An 18712-nucleotide genomic window follows, 5' to 3' on the forward strand; every position below is an offset into this window, starting at 1 on the left:
CAACGGACATGACTGTCACCGCTCCCGCGCCCGCCCCGGTAGCCGAGCACCGGGCCCCGAGCGGCTCCAGTGGTCGGATATCCCGCGCTTTCGCCCTCACGGCCGCCGAGGCGGCCGTGTCCGTTTCCGCGGCGATCCTCCTGGTCCTGCTGAGCATGCGCCTCGACGTGAACCCCATGCAGCGGATCGGGCAGGTCAGCGGCCTGGCCGGCATCCAGCTGCGGCTCCTGGTGCTGCTGGCCGCGACCGTGGTGCTCTACCTGGTCCTGACCCGGTGGATGCCGAGCGCGGCCGTGCGGATCAGCGCGGCGGCCGTGGCCGGCCTGGCCACCGGTGTGACCGCGAGCGGCAGCGTGGTGGCCCTGCGGGGCACCTCCTGGACGTTCAACGCGTACGGCGGCGACGTCGGCAACCTGCAGCAGTGGGCGTACCACGTCATGGACGGGGTGCCGCTGCTGCCCGAGTACCCGCCGGGCTTCCCGCACCTGCTGGCGTGGGTCTCCCAGCTGTTCTTCGACGGCAACGCCTCCGTGGCCGTCAAGTGGGTCATGATCGGCTTCCTGGCGATCTCCGGACCGGCCGCCTACCTGGCCTGGCGCATGCTGCTGCCGCCGTTGTGGGCCCTCGGCATCGGCGTCACGGCCTCCCTGCCGCTGATGGAGCCGTACAAGCCGTACTCCCCCGTCGTCCTGATCATCGTCATCCCCGTGCTGGCCAAGCTCGCGCAGGTGGTGATGGAGTCCGCGAAGTACGGGCGCAAGCTCTCGCTCGCGATCGGTGCGGGTCTCGGAGCACTGCTCGCCGCGCTGTTCCTGCTGTACGCGGGCTGGTTCGTGTGGTCCGCCGTCGGCGTGATCGTGCTCTTCGCCGTGATCCTGACCGGCCGCGCCCGCTCGGGCGGGTTGCGCGGGCTGGTGGACGCGGTGCTGCCGCTGGCGGCGACCAGCGTCGTCTTCCTCGCGCTGGCCGGGCCGTACATGATCCGCCTGCTCCGTGCGAGCGGATCGACCAAGGACACCTACTTCTACTTCGACTCCGCCAGCGACCCGGCCTACTTCGCCATGCAGGGCTCGGCCTTCCCCGGCCCGCTGCGCTCCCTCGGGTGGCCGCTGCCGGGCGAACTCGGCGGCGTCGGCCTCTTCACCATCCTGCTGGTGGTCGGCCTGGGCGCGGTCATCGCCCTCGGCCTGCGCCAGCCGCTGGTGCTGACCCTGCTGGCCTGCACCGGCAGCGCCTTCCTGCTGCGCTACTGGTACGCCTCGCACATGTCGGCCGAGGGCGCGGTGCAGCTGTACCCGCGCACCAGCCTGCAGATCGTCTACTGCATGCTCGCGCTGTCGGGCCTGGCCGTGTACCTCGGCGCGCAGCGCATCACGGCGTGGACCCGGGCCAACGAGGGGCGGATCCCCGGCCGGGACGCCCTGCGGGCGGCCGGGCGCAGGCCCCGGGCCGCGGTGATCGGGGTCCTGGTCTCGCTCGGGCTCCTCTTCGGCTCGGCCGGCTCGGCCACGGCCGACGCCTACATGCCGAGGAAGCCTTCCGAGAACACCCTCGGCACCCTCGCCTGGACCTCGCACGTGACGGGCAACCCCAACGGCAAGTGCTCGAAGTACGCCCCGCGCGGCAAGTGCTCGACGTACACCCCGCTGCAGCGCACGAAGAAGAACTGACGCGCGCGGGGTCCGTACGCCAACGGCCCGCCTCCGGTCCTCGGACCGGAGGCGGGCCGTTCTTCGTTCCTCAGCCCCGCCCGGTGCCGAAGGCGTGCCGGGCCAGCGTGCGGGCGCCCGCACGGTGGCCGCGGCCCAGTGCGCCGGGCAGCATGCGCAGGGCGTGCAGGCGGGAGCCGTAGCGCAGCCGGGCGGCGCGGGCGGCCCTGGGCCAGCCGCGGGCCTCCATCCGCTCGGCGACGGCCGAGAAGTAGCGCTCGGACTCGGTGAAGCGGGTACCGGAGACGGCCTGGACGGAGGACACGCTGTCCGCGTGGCGGCGGTACTGGAACACCGTGGTGGACGCGTCGATCACCATCCGCTCGCCGGCTTCGAGCAGGTCGACGACGAGGGCCAGGTCCAGGAGCACCGAGTAGCCGTCCCGGAAGTTCACCCGGCGCAGTGCCGGACCGCGCCAGGTGATCGACGGGAAGTAGAGCCAGTTCCCCCGCAGGACGCTGGCGGCCAGCTCCTCGCCGGACATCAGGGCCCGGCCCTTGACCCGGGGGGCGAACATCCACTGCTTGGCCGCGTCGGGCAGGCCCCGCGCGACCCGGCCCGAGCCGTCGATCACCTCGACACCGGGCTGGACCATGCCGATCCCGGGGTGGGCGTCGAGGATCCCGCGCACGGTGGCCAGGTAGTGGGGGTGCAGCAGGTCGTCGCAGCCCATGATGACGACGTGGTCGGCCTCGGAGAGCTCGACACACTTCTGGAAGTTCTTCGTGATCCCGAGGTTGCGCTCGTTGCGCAGGTACCGCACCCGCGCGTCGCCCAGCCCCTCGAACCAGCCGGGCACCTCCGGTTCCCCGCCGTCGTCGATCACGACGAGCCGGAAGTCCCGGTCGGTCTGGGCCAGGACGCTGCGGACCGCGTCCTGCATCTGCCCCACGTCCCCGTAGTACGGGAGCATGAAGTCGAAGGACCCCATGGGGCGTCAGACCTTCACGGAGTCCGTGCCGGTGGAGGACTCGGTGGCGGCGGCCGCGGGGGCGTCTTCGCTCGCGCCGAGCCGGACGTCGTTGTGCCGCAGGCCTTCGTTGATGGCGACGGTGCGGGCGAGGTCGGTGATCTTCTTCTCCAGCGACCGGAAGCGCAGGAAGGTGTTGAGCGTGAGGAAGCCCATCGCGAGGACCATCACGTAGAGCACCAGGTCGGTGCCGCGGCCGACGCCGAGGTGCTGGGCGACCCAGGTGACGTCGGTCGGGCGGAGCACCGCGTACACGTTGACGACGACGAAGGCCGAGAAGGCTATGCGCTTCCAGGCCCGGTTCTGGGCCTGACTCCAGGTCCGGATGAACATCAGTGCCATGGACACCGAACCCGCGATCAGCAGCAGCTGAATCCAGAAGTACTTCATCGACGCCCACGCTCCCGCAGTGAAATGTCAAAAACGATGTTGACGCCGTTGATCAGGGACTGGCCCTTGGCGCGCGAGTAGTCGGTGTAGAGGATGTCGACCGGGACCTCGGTGACCCGCAGGTCGGAGCCGGCGAGGAAACCGACGAGCTCGGAGGCGTGGGCCATGCCGTTCATCGTGATGTTCAGCCGCTCGGCGGCCTCACGGCCCAGCACGCGCAGACCGTTGTGCGCGTCGGTGAGCTTGAGCTTGCGCGCGGTGGGGCTGACGGCGGCGGCCGTGCGCAGGACGACCTGCTTGATCCACGGCACCTGGCCGTTCTGTTCGATGAACCGGGAGCCGAGCACCACGTCGGCGTCACCGGCCCGCAGGATCGCGACCATCGTCTCGACGTCCTTGGTCTGGTGCTGACCGTCCGCGTCGAAGGTCGCGAAGTACTGTGCGCCGGGCTGGGCGAGTGCGTACATGAGGCCGGTCTGCAGGGCCGCGCCCTGACCGAGGTTGACCGGATGCCGCACCAGGTGGGCTCCGGTGGTCGCTATGTGCTCCGCCGAATCGTCCGTGCTGCCGTCGTCGACGACGACTATGTTCCGAAAGGTCTTCCGGGCCGCCTCGACTACGCCGGCGATGACTTGGCCCTCGTTATAGGCGGGTATGACCAGCCAGACATCGTCGTATTCGGACACGGTAGCTCCAACGGAACGAGGCACGTACGAGTGCTCAGTGATCGGTGTGAGGTCGCAATTCGGCATTGCCGTCTCCGAGCTCACTCAAGTCCGGGCCGTTCACGTCGGCCGTGTGTCGGGGCCCCAGGCCTTCTAGCATAGCGAGTTCGGGCACCCCGAAACTGGCCCGCAGGCAACGATCACACACACGGAGCGTTGTCCAGTGGCGTCCTCAGAGCGCCCGGCCGTCCCGGGCCTGCCGGGCCGGAGCGGCGAAACCGGGGGTTGCCAGGGCGTCGGCCAGCTGTTCCCGCCAGTCGCTCATCGGGGCCAAACCCACCCGGGCCCAGCGGGCGTGTCCCAGAACGCTGAACGCGGGGCGGACGGCGGGCCGGACGAAGGACTCGGACGTCGTCGGGCGGATCCGCTCGGGGTCCAGCCCGGACAGCCGGTAGACCTCGCGCGCGAGCCCGAACCAGGTGGTCGCACCGCTCGCGGTGCCGTGGTAGATCCCCGCCGGGGCCCGGCCGTCCAGCGCGGCGTGTCCGAGCTCGACGAGCTGCCGGGCGAGGGCGACGGACCAGGTGGGCTGGCCCTGCTGGTCGTCGACCACGTCCAGGGTGTCCCGCTGTGCGGCCAGCTTGAGCATCGTGGCGACGAAGTTCGGGCCGTGCTCCCCGTACAGCCAGGCGGTGCGGACCACGTAGCCGTCCTGCGGCAGGAGTTCGGCCACGGCCTGCTCGCCGATCAGCTTGGAACGGCCGTACGCGTTCACGGGCCCGGTGGCCGCGTCCTCGGCGTAGGGCTCCGAGGCGTCCCCGGGAAGCACGTAGTCGGTGGAGATCTGCAGCAGTCGCGCACCGCTCGCGGCGCAGGCCCGGGCGAGGATCCGTACGCCGGCGCCGTTGACGGCGGCGGCGGCCTCCTCGGCCGTCTCGGCGCCGTCCACATCGGTCCAGCCCGCGCAGTTGACGACCATCGCGGCGCCCTCGACGGCGGACCGGACGGCCGCCGGATCCGTGATGTCGAGCTCCGCACGGCTGAGGCCGACGGTCTCGATCGCGTGGCGCTGCAGTTCCGCCAGCACGTCCCGGCCCAGCATCCCGGCCGCGCCCGTCACGAGCCAGCGGCCTTTCCCCCCGTCACCGGTCACTTCTGCGGCGCCGCCTTCTGCTCGGCCCGCGGGGCACATCCATGGCCGGCTTCCCCATTGCCGTACCGCGAAATGCCCTTGTCCGATAACTCGTCGTTCCGTCTGGGCCGGAATCCGCCCCTCACCAGGATGCGCATGATCCGAACAGTAGCCGTGTGGTGCGTTCGGCACGGTCCGAATCGAAAACTGCCCCGCCCTCTCGCATAGGGTTGTCGCCATGCGTGGAATTCTCTTGGCCGGCGGCACCGGATCCCGACTCTGGCCGCTGACGCGGGCCGTGTCGAAGCAGCTGCTGCCCGTCTTCGACAAGCCGATGATCTACTACCCGCTCTCTACGCTGGTCATGGCCGGGATCAGCGAAATCCTCGTCATCACCACCCCGGAAGACCGCGACCAGTTCGAGCGTCTGCTCGGCGACGGCTCGCAGTTCGGCATCCGGCTGGAGTACGCCGTCCAGGAACGCCCCGAAGGCATCGCGCAGGCCTTCGTGCTCGGCGCCGAATTCATCGGCGACGACTCCGTCGCGCTGATCCTCGGCGACAACATCTTCCACGGCAGCGGCCTCGGCACGCGCCTGGCGCAGCACACCGACTCCAAGGGCGGCCGGGTCTTCGCGTACCCGGTGGCGGACCCCTCCGCGTACGGCGTGGTGGAGTTCGACGCGGACGGCCAGGCCATCTCCATCGAGGAGAAGCCCGAGAAGCCGAAGTCCCGTTATGCCGTGCCCGGTCTGTACTTCTACGACAACCGCGTCGTGGAGATAGCCCGCGCCCTGAAGCCCAGCGCCCGCGGCGAGCTGGAGATCACCGCCGTCAACGACGCGTACCTCCAGGCCGGCGAGCTGAACGTCACCATCCTCGACCGCGGTACGGCCTGGCTGGACACCGGCACCTTCGTCTCGATGGTGCAGGCCTCCGAGTTCGTGCGCGTCATCGAGGAGCGCCAGGGGTTCAAGATCGGCTGCATCGAGGAGGCCGCCTGGCGGGCGGGCCTCATCGACTCCGCGCAGCTGCGCGCACTGGCCGAACCGCTCACCAAGAGCGGTTACGGCGACTACCTGATCGGTCTGCTCGAAGAGGAAGCCGCACGATGAAGTTCCGCGAACTCTCCATAGAGGGAGTCTTCGAGATCACGCCCCAGCAGCACGGTGACCCGCGCGGCATGTTCATGGAGTGGTACCGCTTCGACCACCTCGCCGAGGTCGTCGGGCACCCGCTGAACCTGGCGCAGGCCAACATGTCGGTCTCCCAGCGCGGCGTGGTCCGCGGCATCCACTTCGCCGACGTCCCGCGCGGCCAGGCCAAGTACGTCACCTGCGTGCGCGGCGCCGTGCTGGACGTCATCGTGGACATCCGGGTCGGCTCCCCGACCTTCGGCCGCTGGGAAGGCGTCCGGCTGGACGACGTGGACCGCCGCGCCGTCTACATCCCGGAGGGCATGGGCCACGGCTTCTGCGCGCTGACGGACGACGCCACGCTGTCCTACATCTGCTCGGAGACGTACAACCCGACGGCCGAGCACTCGGTCCACCCGCTCGACCCCGACCTGGGCATCGACTGGCCGGCGGACGTGCCGCTGCTGTCCGCCCGCGACGACGCGGCCCCCTCGCTGGCCGACGCCGTCGCGTCGGGCCTGCTGCCGGACTACGCCGCCTGCGTCGAGTTCACGGAGTCGTTGCGGGTGAAGTGACCGCCGCTCACGGAGCTGCGTACGGAGCCTCGTACGGAAGAGGGCCGCACCCCCCGGGGGGTGCGGCCCTCTTCGCGTGCCCGCGGCGCGCAGGCCCGTAGGCCCGTAGGCCCGTAGGCCCGTAGGAAAGGCCCGTACGGCGAAGGGCCCCTCCCCCGTCGGTGAACGACGGGGGAGGGGCCCTCCTGTCAAACATGGTGCCCGCGTCAGCGAGCTACCAGGTCAGAACACGAATTACTTCGTGATCTTGGTGACCTGGCCGGCGCCCACGGTACGACCACCCTCACGGATGGCGAACTTGAGGCCCTCCTCCATGGCGACCGGCTGGATCAGCGCGACCGTCATCTCGGTGTTGTCGCCCGGCATGACCATCTCCGTGCCGGCCGGCAGGGTGACAACACCCGTGACGTCGGTGGTACGGAAGTAGAACTGCGGACGGTAGTTGTTGAAGAAGGGGGTGTGACGGCCACCCTCGTCCTTCGACAGGATGTAGGCCTGGGCCTCGAACTCGGTGTGCGGGGTGACCGAACCGGGCTTGATGATGACCTGGCCGCGCTCGACGTCCTCGCGCTTGATGCCACGGAGGAGCAGACCGACGTTCTCGCCCGCCTGGCCCTCGTCGAGCAGCTTGCGGAACATCTCGATACCGGTGACCGTGGTGGTGGTCTTGGTCTCCTTGATACCGATGATGTCGACGGTCTCGTTGACCTTCAGGACACCACGCTCGATACGGCCGGTGACGACGGTACCGCGACCGGTGATCGTGAAGACGTCCTCGACGGGCATGAGGAACGGCAGCTCGGTGTCACGCGGCGGGGTCGGGATCGCCTCGTCGACGGCAGCCATGAGGCCGAGAAGCTTCTCGCCCCACTCCTTGTCGCCCTCGAGCGCCTTCAGCGCGGAGACGCGGACGACCGGAAGGTCGTCGCCCGGGAACTCGTAGTCGGAGAGGAGCTCACGAACCTCGAGCTCGACGAGCTCCAGGATCTCCTCGTCGTCCACCATGTCGGCCTTGTTCAGGGCGACGACGATGTACGGAACGCCGACCTGGCGGGCCAGGAGCACGTGCTCCTTGGTCTGCGGCATCGGGCCGTCGGTGGCGGCGACCACGAGGATCGCGCCGTCCATCTGCGCGGCACCGGTGATCATGTTCTTGATGTAGTCCGCGTGACCGGGGCAGTCGACGTGGGCGTAGTGACGCGCCTCGGTCTGGTACTCGACGTGCGCGATGGAGATGGTGATACCGCGCTGGCGCTCTTCGGGAGCCTTGTCGATCTGGTCGAAGGCCGAGGCCTCGTTCAGGTCCGGGTACGCGTCGTGCAGCACCTTGGTAATGGCGGCCGTAAGGGTCGTCTTACCGTGGTCAATGTGACCGATGGTGCCGATGTTGACGTGCGGCTTAGTCCGCTCGAACTTCGCCTTCGCCACGGGGTCCTCCTGGAGAGTGGTTCTGTACGCCTTGCTCATCGGCGCCAGGTGATCTTTGCTGGATAGCCGGTTCCCCGGGGCAACGGGAGGGTTGCTCCTGTTGCCCCAGAGGCTCCGGTGACAAGCCTAAAGCGTGTACTCGGAAGAGTTACTCGCCCTTGGCCTTCGCGATGATCTCCTCAGCGACGTTCCGGGGAACCTCGGCGTAGGAGTCGAACTGCATCGAGTAGCTGGCGCGACCCGAGGTCTTGCTGCGGAGGTCTCCGACGTAGCCGAACATCTCCGAGAGGGGCACGAGGCCCTTCACGAGGCGAGCGCCGTGACGCTCCTCCATGGCCTGGATCTGGCCACGGCGGGAGTTGATGTCACCGATGACGTCACCCATGGACTCCTCCGGCGTGGTGACCTCGACGGCCATCATCGGCTCGAGGAGCACGGGAGAAGCCTTGCGCGCGGCCTCCTTGAAGGCCTGCGAACCGGCGATCTTGAAGGCGAGCTCGGAGGAGTCGACCTCGTGGTAGCCACCGTCGAGAAGAATGACGCGGACGCCAGTCATCTCGTAGCCGGCGAGGATGCCGAACTTCATGGCTTCCTGCGCACCCGCGTCGACCGAGGGGATGTACTCCCTCGGGATGCGGCCACCGGTGACCTTGTTCACGAACTCGTACGCCGGACCGTCGGCCTCGAGGATCGGCTCGATCGCGATCTGCACCTTGGCGAACTGACCGGTACCACCGGTCTGCTTCTTGTGGGTGTAGTCGTGACGCTCCACCGTCTGGCGGATCGTCTCGCGGTAAGCGACCTGCGGCTTGCCGACGTTGGCCTCGACCTTGAACTCGCGCTTCATACGGTCGACCAGCACCTCGAGGTGCAGCTCGCCCATACCGCCGAGGATGGTCTGGCCGGTCTCTTCGTCCGAGTGAACGTGGAAGGAGGGGTCCTCCTCCGCGAGAGACTGGATGGCGACACCCAGCTTCTCCTGGTCACCCTTGGACTTGGGCTCGATGGCGACCTGAATGACCGGGGCCGGGAAGTCCATGGACTCCAGGATGACCGGGTTCTTGTCGTCACACAGCGTCTCACCGGTGGTGGTCTGCTTCAGGCCCATGACGGCGACGATGTCACCGGCGCCCACCGCTTCGATCTCTTCACGCTTGTTCGCGTGCATGCGGTAGATCTTGCCGATGCGCTCCTTCTTGCCCTTGACGGAGTTCAGCACCGCAGTGCCGGCCTCCAGGCGGCCCGAGTAAACCCGGACGAAGGTGAGCTTGCCGAGGTGCGGGTCGCGCATGATCTTGAACGCGAGCGCCGCGAGGGGCTCCTCGTCAGACGGCTTGCGCTTCACGACGACCTCGGCGTCCCGGACGTCGTGGCCTTCGATGGCCTCGATGTCCAGGGGCGACGGGAGGTAGCGGACGACGGCGTCGAGCAGGGGCTGAACGCCCTTGTTCTTGAACGCCGTGCCACAGAACACCGCGGTGACGGTGGCACCCTTGTCGCCCTTGGAGCCGATGATGATGCGGCGCACAGCGGCGTGCAGCTGCTCGACGGTGGGCTCGACGCCCTCGAGGAACAGCTCCATGATCGCGTCGTCGTTCTCGGCGACGGTCTCGACCAGCTTGGCGTGCCACTCTTCAGCGGCTTCCTTGTGGGTGTCCGGGATGTCGACGATGTCGTACATCTCGCCCTTGGTCGCCTCGGCGGACCAAACGAACGCCTTCATGGTGACCAGGTCGACAACGCCCTGGAAGTCCATCTCGGCGCCGATGGGGAGCTGCATGACGATCGGAACCGCACCGAGGCGGTCCTTGATCATGTCGACACAGCGGTGGAACTCGGCGCCGGTGCGGTCCAGCTTGTTGACGAAGCAGATGCGCGGGACGCCGTAGCGGTCCGCCTGACGCCAAACGGTCTCGGACTGCGGCTCGACGCCGGCCACACCGTCGAAGACGGTGACGGCGCCGTCGAGGACGCGGAGCGAACGCTCCACCTCGACGGTGAAGTCGACGTGACCCGGGGTGTCGATGATGTTGATGGTGTGGTCAACATCTTCGAGCGGCCAGTGGCAGGTGGTAGCGGCAGACGTGATGGTGATACCACGCTCCTGCTCCTGCTCCATCCAGTCCATCGTGGCAGCGCCGTCGTGGACCTCACCGATCTTGTAAGACACACCGGTGTAGAACAGGATGCGCTCGGTGGTGGTCGTCTTGCCCGCGTCGATGTGAGCCATGATGCCGATGTTGCGCACCTTGGCCAGGTCAAGCGAAGTGGTAGCCATATCGGCTCAGTCTTCTCTCGGTCTCGATGTGGGTTCGGACTACCAGCGGTAGTGCGCGAAGGCCTTGTTGGACTCGGCCATCTTGTGCGTGTCTTCGCGCTTCTTGACAGCGGCGCCAAGACCGTTCGACGCGTCGAGCAGCTCGTTCATGAGGCGCTCGGTCATCGTCTTCTCGCGGCGGGCGCGGGAGTAACCCACGAGCCAGCGCAGCGCGAGGGTCGACTGACGACCCGGCTTGACCTCGATCGGCACCTGGTAGGTGGCGCCACCGACACGGCGGGACTTGACCTCAAGCGACGGCTTGACGTTCTCCAGCGCGCGCTTCAGCGTGATGACCGGGTCGTTGCCGGTCTTCTCGCGGAGGCCTTCCATGGCGCCGTAGACGATGCGCTCGGCGGTGGAGCGCTTGCCGTTCAGGAGGATCTTGTTGATGAGCGACGTCACCAGAGGAGATGCATAGACCGGGTCGATGATGACCGGGCGCTTCGGGGCGGGGCCCTTACGAGGCATTTTTTACTTCTCCTTCTTGGCGCCGTAGCGGCTGCGGGCCTGCTTGCGGTTCTTGACAGCCTGGGTGTCAAGCGCACCACGGATGATCTTGTAACGAACACCCGGCAGGTCCTTCACACGGCCACCACGCACGAGCACGATCGAGTGCTCCTGCAGGTTGTGTCCCTCACCCGGAATGTAGGCCGTGACCTCGATGCCAGAGGTCAGACGCACACGCGCGACCTTACGCAGCGCCGAGTTCGGCTTCTTCGGGGTGGTCGTGAACACACGCGTGCAGACGCCGCGACGCTGGGGCGAAGCCTCAAGCGCGGGGGTCTTGGTCTTCTCGACCTTGTCCTGCCGGCCCTTACGGACCAGCTGCTGGATCGTAGGCACTACTTCTCCGGTTTCTGTGTGCCGTGTAGTGAAGCTAACCTGGAACATTTGCCGACCCACGCGGTCGGGTGTGTCGGATCCGGCGGACCTCCACGCAAGCGTGGAAACGCATGAATCGCGGTGGCTTGTACGACTCGAGTGCGGTTGATGGACACGCACAGGAGCCCAGGCACACCCCAGGCACAAGGTCTGAGCGTACCCACCGCATCCACTCCGGTCAAAACAAAAGCCCCCGACCCCGGAGCCCGAAGGGCCCCGTGGCCAGTCGCCACACGGCCGAGGCCGGGATGCAGTCCCTCCGATGTGCGGCTGTGGTGCGCATGTGCTACGTGGAGCGCGCCGCCCCTCCCCGGCCCGCGGCGGCTCCCGCTCCGGCGCGACCCCCGGAAGGCGGCCCGCCGAGCGAGGTCCCGGCCACCCTGAGGTACGACCTCGCCACCCCCCGGAGCCGGCCGCGGGGGGAGCGGCACCCCCTCGACTCCATCGAAGGGAGGAAGCCCCGTACCCGAAGCCGGTGAACACACCCTGCGCACACGCTTCCGGGAGGCCTCGGCGGCAGCCGCCCCGACCTCCGGTCCCGCCGCCCACCCCAGCCGGCGCGTCCGGCGCCCCAGCAGCCCGTCCCGGGCATCCGGCGGCCGGACCCCGCACCCCCGAGGCCGCGCCCGCGCGCCGGACCGGCGCGCCACCGACCCGCGCACCCCCGGGGCCGCGCTCCGCCGCCGCGGAACCGGAGCGGCCGCGCGGCACCATGAGGGCCGGGTCCGCCCGGATCGACCACGCACCCCCCTCCCGCGCCCGCCGCGGCGACCGGACCGACCGTCAGCCCACCGGCTGCCGCGGACAGCGGCTGCGGGACAACCGGCGGCGGGCTGCCGGCTGCCGACCAAGGCCCAACGGCCCTGCTGACGACGCCCGATGGACCCGCGGGCTCGGGACAAAAGCCGACGCAACACCCCAACGCCACGACGTCGGCCGGGCCCGCCTCCGACCTAAACTGACGAGTCAGACAAACCATCCAGATGTACCACTAGTCGGACAGCAGACCAGCAGGGAGCAGACCCTTGGGGACCTTGGCCGTCGAGCACGCGACGCAGAGCAGCCCGCCCCCCGATCGAGACCGGCCCGCACCACGTCGCGCCACCCGCTCCCACGGCCCGCTCCTCGCGTTCCTCATCGCCTCGGGCGCCTTCTGCGCGTCCTGGGCCGCCCGGGGCACCTTCCCTTTCGGCACCACCGGCCGGGCCGTCAACGACCAGGCCAACCAGTACGTCCCGTTCCACCGGGCCCTGTGGGACCTGGTCCACGGCCAGTCCGCGGGCGACCTCCTCTTCACCTGGCGCGGCGGCTTCGGCCAGCAGTTCCTGTCCGACTACTCCACCTACCTCGGCAACCCCTTCTCCTGGCTGGCCGTCCTGGTCCCCCGCGCCCACGTGGACCTCGCCGTCTTCGTGATCACCCCGGTCACGATGGGCACCGCCGCCGCCCTGATGGCCGTCTACCTCGGCAAGCTGCAGCCCGGCCCGTGGTGGCAGCGCGGCGTGCTCGGAGCCGTCTACGGGCTGTGCGGCTGGGCCCTCAGCGACGCCTCGTACATCCCCATGTGGATGTGGGGCCTGGTCGCGCTCCCGCTCCTGGGCATCGCCGTCGAGTGGTGCCTGGAGGAGCGCCACTGGCCGGGCGCCGCGCTGCTGGTCGCCCTCGCCTGGTTCGGGAACTTCTACACCGCGATGATGGCGACGATCGCCGCCTGCGTGCTGCTCGCCGTCCGCCTGATCGTCCTCGACCTGACCCGGGCCCGGCGGCTGCGCGCCGTATGGCGGGCCGGGACCGCCGCCGTGACCGGTGTCCTGCTGACGCTGCCCCTCCTGCTGCCCTCGTTCCTCTCCAGCGGAGCCGCCCAGCCCACCCGGGCGGCCGCCTTCGATCCCGTCCGGATCGAGGTGTTCCTGACCGGCATGCTCCCCGGCACCCACCTGTGGGGCGGCCGCCCGCGCCTGTACGTGGCCTCGCTCGGGCTGATCCTGGCCGGGTCCTTCCTCCTCAACAAGGCCGTGGCCCGCAGGACCCGCCTGGTGTGGGCGGCGGCGGCCCTGCTCGTCGTCCTCTCCTTCCAGTTCCCGCCCACCCAGTACGTGTGGCACGGGCTGGCGGTGCCGAACGGCAACCCCTACCGCGAGACCTTCGTCTTCAGCGGCATCCTCGTGATCATCGCCTGGCTCTCGCTGGCCAACCGGCCCCGACCGGCGCACGTGGCGCTGACCGCCGGCCTGCTGGTCGCCGCGACCTTCGCGCTCCGCCACACCAACGACTTCGGCGGCACCACCTGGCGGGCCGTCCTGGGCGGCGGCGCGGTGTCGCTCCTCGCCCTGGTCCTGCTGGCGCTGGGCGAGAAGCGCCGGGTACTGATCCCCCTGGCCGCGGTCCTCATGGTCGGCGTCGTCTTCGCCGAATCCACCGCCGCCGCGGTCAACGCGGACGCCCGCCGCGCCCGCGAACGCTGGGCGAAGCCGATCGCCACCTCCGGAAGGTCGATCACGAACCACTTCGACGCGGTCCGCTCGGTCGACGGCTGGCCCGCCTACCGGACCGACTCCGGCGCCCCGCGCACCTCGTTCAACGACGCGCTCTCCCTCCAGGCCGAGGGCCCGCAGTACTACAGCAGCTACCTCCCCGAGAGCACGTACAAGGCCCTCGAACCCCTCGGCTACGGCTACACGAACGACGGCCGCACCTTCTTCGGCGCCGACAACCCCGTCCTGGACGCGATCTTCTCGATCGGCGCCCGCGCCGAACCGGGTCCGGAGAAGAACAGCTGGACGGCCCGCAGCTTCCCCGCCCCGCCCCTGGTCACCGTCCGCAGCGCCCCGTACGCCTCCCCCAACCCCCCGGCCAGCGTCTACGCCCACCAGGAGCAGGTCCTCGGCGCCACCGTCTACCAGGTCCCGCCCGTCACCCGGGGCGGCACCGCCTCCAAGCAGCGGTACACCGCCACCTGCACCCCCGGCTCCGAAGCCTTCTGGTACTCGCCGCAGCTGTACGGCACCCTCGGCTTCGCCGGTACCGAGAAGCCCCTGGCGGACCGCACGGCCGGGGTCGTCCGCCTCGGCGAGGTCCCCGCCTCCGGCCGGGTCGACGTCACCGTACGGACCCGGACCCGGGGCGGCACCGCGGGCGCGCACCCCGTCGGCTGCCTGGACCGGGCCGCGCTCGCCACGACGGTCGGCCGCCTCACGGTCACGGGCGCCGGCCAGGTCACCGCGGGCGGCCACAGCATCGAGGCCACCCTCCCGAAGGGAGCCTCCGGCACCGCCGTCTTCGCGATGACCGCCGTCCCCGGCTGGCAGTGCTCGGCGCCGCTCAAGAGCTTCCACGGCCTGATCGCCCTGGACATCCCCCGGAACACGAGCAAGCTCTCCTGCACCTTCACCCCCCGGGGCCTCACCCCCGGCCTGGCCGGCGCCACCCTAGCCCTCCTGGCCCTGACCTCGGCCACGGTGACGGGCCTGCGGCGCCGCCGGCGGGCCTGACCCCCACGGCCCCGCCCACGACACGAAGAAGCCCCCCGCCTCTCCTCTCGGAGCGGCGGGGGGCTTCTTCGTACTAGCTAACGAGCTCAGCCGTTGTACGGGCCGTAGTCGTAGTCCTCCAGCGGGACAGCCTGGCCGGAGCCGGTGCCGAAGGGCGAGTAGTCGATGTCGTCGTAGCCGACGGCCGAGTACATCGCGGCCTTGGCTTCCTCGGTCGGCTCGACCCGGATGTTGCGGTAGCGGGCGAGGCCCGTACCGGCCGGGATGAGCTTACCGATGATGACGTTCTCCTTGAGGCCGATCAGGGAGTCGGACTTGGCGTTGATCGCCGCGTCCGTCAGAACCCTGGTCGTCTCCTGGAAGGACGCCGCCGACAGCCAGGACTCGGTCGCGAGCGAGGCCTTGGTGATACCCATCAGCTGCGGACGGCCGGAGGCGGGGTGACCGCCCTCGGTGACCACACGACGGTTCTCGGTCTCGAACTTCGACCGCTCGACCAGCTCGCCCGGCAGGAGCTCCGCGTCGCCGGACTCGATGATCGTCACGCGGCGCAGCATCTGCCGGATGATGATCTCGATGTGCTTGTCGTGGATCGACACGCCCTGCGAGTTGTAGACCTTCTGGACTTCGCCGACCAGGTGGACCTGGACCGCACGCTGGCCGAGGATGCGCAGCACGTCGTGCGGGTTGGTGGCACCCATGGTCAGCTTCTGGCCGACCTCGACGTGGTCGCCCTCGCCGACGATGACCTTGGCGCGCTTGGAGATCGGGAAGGCCGTCTCCTCGCTGCCGTCGTCGGGCGTGATGACGATCTTCTTCGTCTTCTCGGTCTCCTCGATCCGCACGCGGCCGGCGGCCTCGGAGATCGGGGCGACACCCTTCGGGGTACGGGCCTCGAAGAGCTCGACGACACGCGGCAGACCCTGCGTGATGTCGTCACCGGCCACACCACCGGTGTGGAAGGTACGCATCGTCAGCTGGGTACCGGGCTCACCGATGGACTGGGCGGCGATGATGCCGACCGCCTCACCGATGTCGACCAGCTTGCCGGTGGCGAGCGAGCGTCCGTAGCAGAAGGCACAGGTGCCGACCGCGGACTCACAGGTCAGGACCGAGCGGGTCTTGACCTCCTCGACGCCGTTGGCGACCAGGGCGTCGATGAGCACGTCACCGAGGTCGACGTTGGCCGGCGCGATGACCTTGCCGTCGATGACGACGTCCTCGGCCAGCATGCGGGCGTAGATCGAGGTCTCGACGTCGTCGGCCTTGCGCAGCACGCCGTCCTCGCCGCGAACGGCGATCTTCAGCTTCAGGCCGCGCTCGGTGCCGCAGTCCTCCTCGCGGATGATGACGTCCTGCGAGACGTCCACCAGACGACGGGTGAGGTAACCCGAGTCGGCGGTACGCAGGGCGGTGTCCGCCAGACCCTTACGGGCACCGTGCGTGGAGATGAAGTACTCCAGAACGGTGAGGCCCTCACGGAAGGACGCCTTGATCGGACGCGGGATGGTCTCGTTCTTCGCGTTCGACACCAGACCACGCATACCGGCGATCTGTCGCATCTGCATCATGTTTCCTCGGGCACCCGAGTCAACCATCATGAAGATGGGGTTCGTCTTGGGGAAGTTCGCGTTCATCGCCTCGGCAACCTCGTTGGTCGCCTTGGTCCAGATCGCGATGAGCTCCTGCGTGCGCTCGTCCTTGGTGATCAGACCGCGCTCGTACTGCTTCTGGACCTTCTCGTCCAGCTCCTCGTAGCCCTTGACGATGGCCTTCTTGGCCTCGGGCACGACGACGTCGGAGATGGCCACGGTGACGCCCGAACGGGTCGCCCAGTGGAAGCCGGCCGCCTTCAGGTTGTCGAGCGTCGCCGCCACGATCACCTTGGGGTAGCGCTCCGCCAGGTCGTTGACGATCTCGGAGAGCTGCTTCTTGCCCACCGAGTAGTCGACGAACGGGTAGTCCTCGGGAAGCAGCTCGTTGAAGAGCGCGCGACCCAGGGTCGTCTTCAGACGGAAGCTGTCGCCCGGCTGGAACTCCTGCTCGCCCTCTTCGGCGATCGGCGCCACCCAGCCGCGCGGCGGGATGGTGCCCACCGGGAAGCGGATGTCGACGGCCGACTGGAGAGCCAGCTCACCGTTGTCGAACGCCATGGTCGCCTCGGCGGTCGAGCCGAACGCACGGCCCTCGCCCTTGACGTCACGGAGCTCGCCGTCGGTGGTGAGGAAGAACAGACCCAGCACCATGTCCTGGGTCGGCATGGTGACGGGACGACCGTCTGCCGGCTTCAGGATGTTGTTCGAGGACAGCATCAGGATGCGGGCCTCGGCCTGCGCCTCTGCCGAAAGCGGCAGGTGCACGGCCATCTGGTCACCGTCGAAGTCCGCGTTGAACGCGGTGCAGACGAGCGGGTGGATCTGGATGGCCTTGCCTTCGACCAGCTGGGGCTCGAAGGCCTGGATGCCGAGGCGGTGCAGCGTGGGCGCACGGTTCAGCAGAACCGGGTGCTCGGCGATGACCTCTTCGAGCACGTCGTAGACGACCGTGCGGCCGCGCTCGACCATGCGCTTCGCCGACTTGATGTTCTGCGCGTGGTTCAGGTCGACCAGGCGCTTCATCACGAACGGCTTGAAGAGCTCCAGCGCCATGGCCTTGGGCAGACCACACTGGTGCAGCTTCAGCTGGGGACCGACGACGATCACGGAACGCGCGGAGTAGTCCACGCGCTTGCCGAGGAGGTTCTGACGGAATCGACCCTGCTTGCCCTTCAGCATGTCGCTGAGGGACTTCAGGGGACGGTTACCGGGACCGGTGACCGGACGACCACGACGACCGTTGTCGAAGAGGGCGTCGACGGCCTCCTGAAGCATGCGCTTCTCGTTGTTCACGATGATCTCGGGGGCACCGAGGTCCAGGAGGCGCTTCAGACGGTTGTTGCGGTTGATCACGCGGCGGTACAGGTCGTTCAGGTCGGAGGTCGCGAAGCGGCCACCGTCCAGCTGCACCATCGGACGCAGGTCCGGCGGGATCACCGGCACGCAGTCCAGAACCATGCCCTTGGGCTTGTTGCTGGTCTGCAGGAACGCGGAGACGACCTTGAGGCGCTTGAGCGCACGGGTCTTCTTCTGGCCCTTGCCGGTACGGATGATCTCGCGAAGGCGCTCGGCCTCTTCGTCGAGGTCGAAGGACTCCAGACGCTTCTGGAGCGCCGCGGCGCCCATGCAGCCGTCGAAGTACGTACCGAAGCGGTCGCGCAGCTCGCGGTAGAGCAGCTCGTCGCCCTCGAGGTCCTGGACCTTGAGGTTCTTGAAGCGGGCCCACACCTCGTCGAGGCGGTCGATCTCGCGCTGGGCGCGGTCACGGAGCTGCTTCATCTCGCGCTCGGCACCTTCGCGCACCTTGCGGCGTACGTCGGCCTTGGCGCCCTCGGCCTCGAGCTCGGCCAGGTCGGTCTCGAGCTTCTTGGCACGGCCTTCGAGGTCCGAGTCGCGTCGGTTCTCGATCTGCTGGCGCTCGACGGAGACGTGCGCCTCCAGGGACGGGAGGTCGCGGGTGCGGCGCTCGTCGTCCACGAACGTGATCATGTACGCGGCGAAGTAGATGACCTTTTCGAGGTCCTTCGGCGCGAGGTCCAGCAGGTATCCGAGGCGCGACGGGACGCCCTTGAAGTACCAGATGTGGGTGACGGGAGCGGCAAGCTCGATGTGGCCCATCCGCTCGCGACGCACCTTGGCGCGCGTGACTTCGACGCCACAACGCTCACAGATGATGCCCTTGAAGCGGACACGCTTGTACTTACCGCAGTAGCACTCCCAGTCCCGGGTCGGACCGAAGATCTTCTCGCAGAAGAGTCCGTCCTTCTCGGGCTTGAGGGTGCGGTAGTTGATGGTCTCCGGCTTCTTGACCTCGCCGTGGGACCAGGTTCGGATGTCGTCCGCGGTGGCAAGGCCGATCCGCAGCTCGTCGAAGAAGTTGACGTCGAGCACTGTGCGTCAATCCCTCTTTCGGGGTCGAG

The 18712-nt window shown here is 68.7% G+C and carries 13 protein-coding genes; 4 read left to right on the top strand and 9 right to left on the bottom strand.

Features of this window, described 5'->3' with window-relative positions; genetic code table 11:
- Positions 1-8 precede the first annotated feature (8 nt).
- Positions 9-1670 carry a hypothetical protein gene (locus ACFYYB_RS17150; protein ID WP_389435973.1) on the top strand — a complete coding sequence of 554 codons (1662 nt, stop codon included), beginning with the start codon at positions 9-11 and terminating at the stop codon, positions 1668-1670.
- Between the two features lie 70 nt (positions 1671-1740).
- On the opposite strand, the gene ACFYYB_RS17155 is transcribed toward ACFYYB_RS17150, so the two are convergent.
- The 4 genes from ACFYYB_RS17155 to rfbD form a co-directional block, all read right to left on the bottom strand.
- Entirely contained in the window at positions 1741-2640 is a 900-nt protein-coding gene (locus ACFYYB_RS17155) for a glycosyltransferase family 2 protein (protein ID WP_389435974.1), read from the bottom strand.
- A 6-nt stretch (positions 2641-2646) separates the two neighbouring features.
- The gene (locus ACFYYB_RS17160) at positions 2647-3069 is read right to left on the bottom strand and encodes a DUF2304 domain-containing protein (RefSeq protein WP_389435975.1); all 423 of its coding nucleotides are present in this window, start codon (positions 3067-3069) and stop codon (positions 2647-2649) included.
- Positions 3066-3755 carry a glycosyltransferase family 2 protein gene (locus ACFYYB_RS17165; protein WP_389435976.1) on the bottom strand — a complete coding sequence of 230 codons (690 nt, stop codon included), beginning with the start codon at positions 3753-3755 and terminating at the stop codon, positions 3066-3068. Before ACFYYB_RS17165 ends, ACFYYB_RS17160 begins: the two co-directional genes overlap by 4 nt.
- Positions 3756-3966: 211 nt before the next feature.
- A complete protein-coding gene (gene rfbD, locus ACFYYB_RS17170) occupies positions 3967-4887 on the bottom strand; it encodes a dTDP-4-dehydrorhamnose reductase (protein WP_389435977.1) in 921 nt (306 codons plus the stop codon).
- Between the two features lie 217 nt (positions 4888-5104).
- Here rfbD and rfbA point away from each other — a divergent pair, with 217 nt between their 5' ends.
- A complete protein-coding gene (gene rfbA, locus ACFYYB_RS17175) occupies positions 5105-5980 on the top strand; it encodes a glucose-1-phosphate thymidylyltransferase RfbA (protein WP_389435978.1) in 876 nt (291 codons plus the stop codon).
- The gene (rfbC, locus tag ACFYYB_RS17180) at positions 5977-6576 is read left to right on the top strand and encodes a dTDP-4-dehydrorhamnose 3,5-epimerase (protein WP_389435979.1); all 600 of its coding nucleotides are present in this window, start codon (positions 5977-5979) and stop codon (positions 6574-6576) included. Before rfbA ends, rfbC begins: the two co-directional genes overlap by 4 nt.
- A gap of 234 nt (positions 6577-6810) precedes the next feature.
- On the opposite strand, the gene tuf is transcribed toward rfbC, so the two are convergent.
- The 4 genes from tuf to rpsL all read right to left on the bottom strand — a co-directional run bounded on the left by tuf (position 6811) and on the right by rpsL (position 11167).
- The gene (gene tuf / locus ACFYYB_RS17185) at positions 6811-8004 is read right to left on the bottom strand and encodes an elongation factor Tu (RefSeq protein ID WP_266912806.1); all 1194 of its coding nucleotides are present in this window, start codon (positions 8002-8004) and stop codon (positions 6811-6813) included.
- Between the two features lie 148 nt (positions 8005-8152).
- Positions 8153-10282, bottom strand: a complete 2130-nt coding sequence (gene fusA, locus ACFYYB_RS17190) for an elongation factor G (protein WP_327305095.1) — start codon at positions 10280-10282, stop codon at positions 8153-8155.
- A 39-nt stretch (positions 10283-10321) separates the two neighbouring features.
- A complete protein-coding gene (rpsG, locus tag ACFYYB_RS17195; protein WP_215023410.1) occupies positions 10322-10792 on the bottom strand; it encodes a 30S ribosomal protein S7 in 471 nt (156 codons plus the stop codon).
- Between the two features lie 3 nt (positions 10793-10795).
- Entirely contained in the window at positions 10796-11167 is a 372-nt protein-coding gene (gene rpsL, locus ACFYYB_RS17200) for a 30S ribosomal protein S12 (protein ID WP_007265893.1), read from the bottom strand.
- Positions 11168-12231: 1064 nt separating this feature from the next.
- On the opposite strand from rpsL, the gene ACFYYB_RS17205 reads away from it, so the two are divergent.
- On the top strand, positions 12232-14697 hold the full coding sequence (locus ACFYYB_RS17205) for a YfhO family protein (protein WP_389435980.1): 2466 nt from the start codon (positions 12232-12234) through the stop codon (positions 14695-14697).
- 86 nt (positions 14698-14783) lie between these two features.
- Here the strand turns inward: ACFYYB_RS17205 and ACFYYB_RS17210 are convergent, their stop codons facing one another.
- Positions 14784-18683 carry a DNA-directed RNA polymerase subunit beta' gene (locus ACFYYB_RS17210; protein WP_243333344.1) on the bottom strand — a complete coding sequence of 1300 codons (3900 nt, stop codon included), beginning with the start codon at positions 18681-18683 and terminating at the stop codon, positions 14784-14786.
- Positions 18684-18712 lie beyond the last annotated feature (29 nt).

It is taken from the genome of Streptomyces sp. NPDC002886 (assembly GCF_042888445.1).
GTDB lineage: Bacteria > Actinomycetota > Actinomycetes > Streptomycetales > Streptomycetaceae > Streptomyces.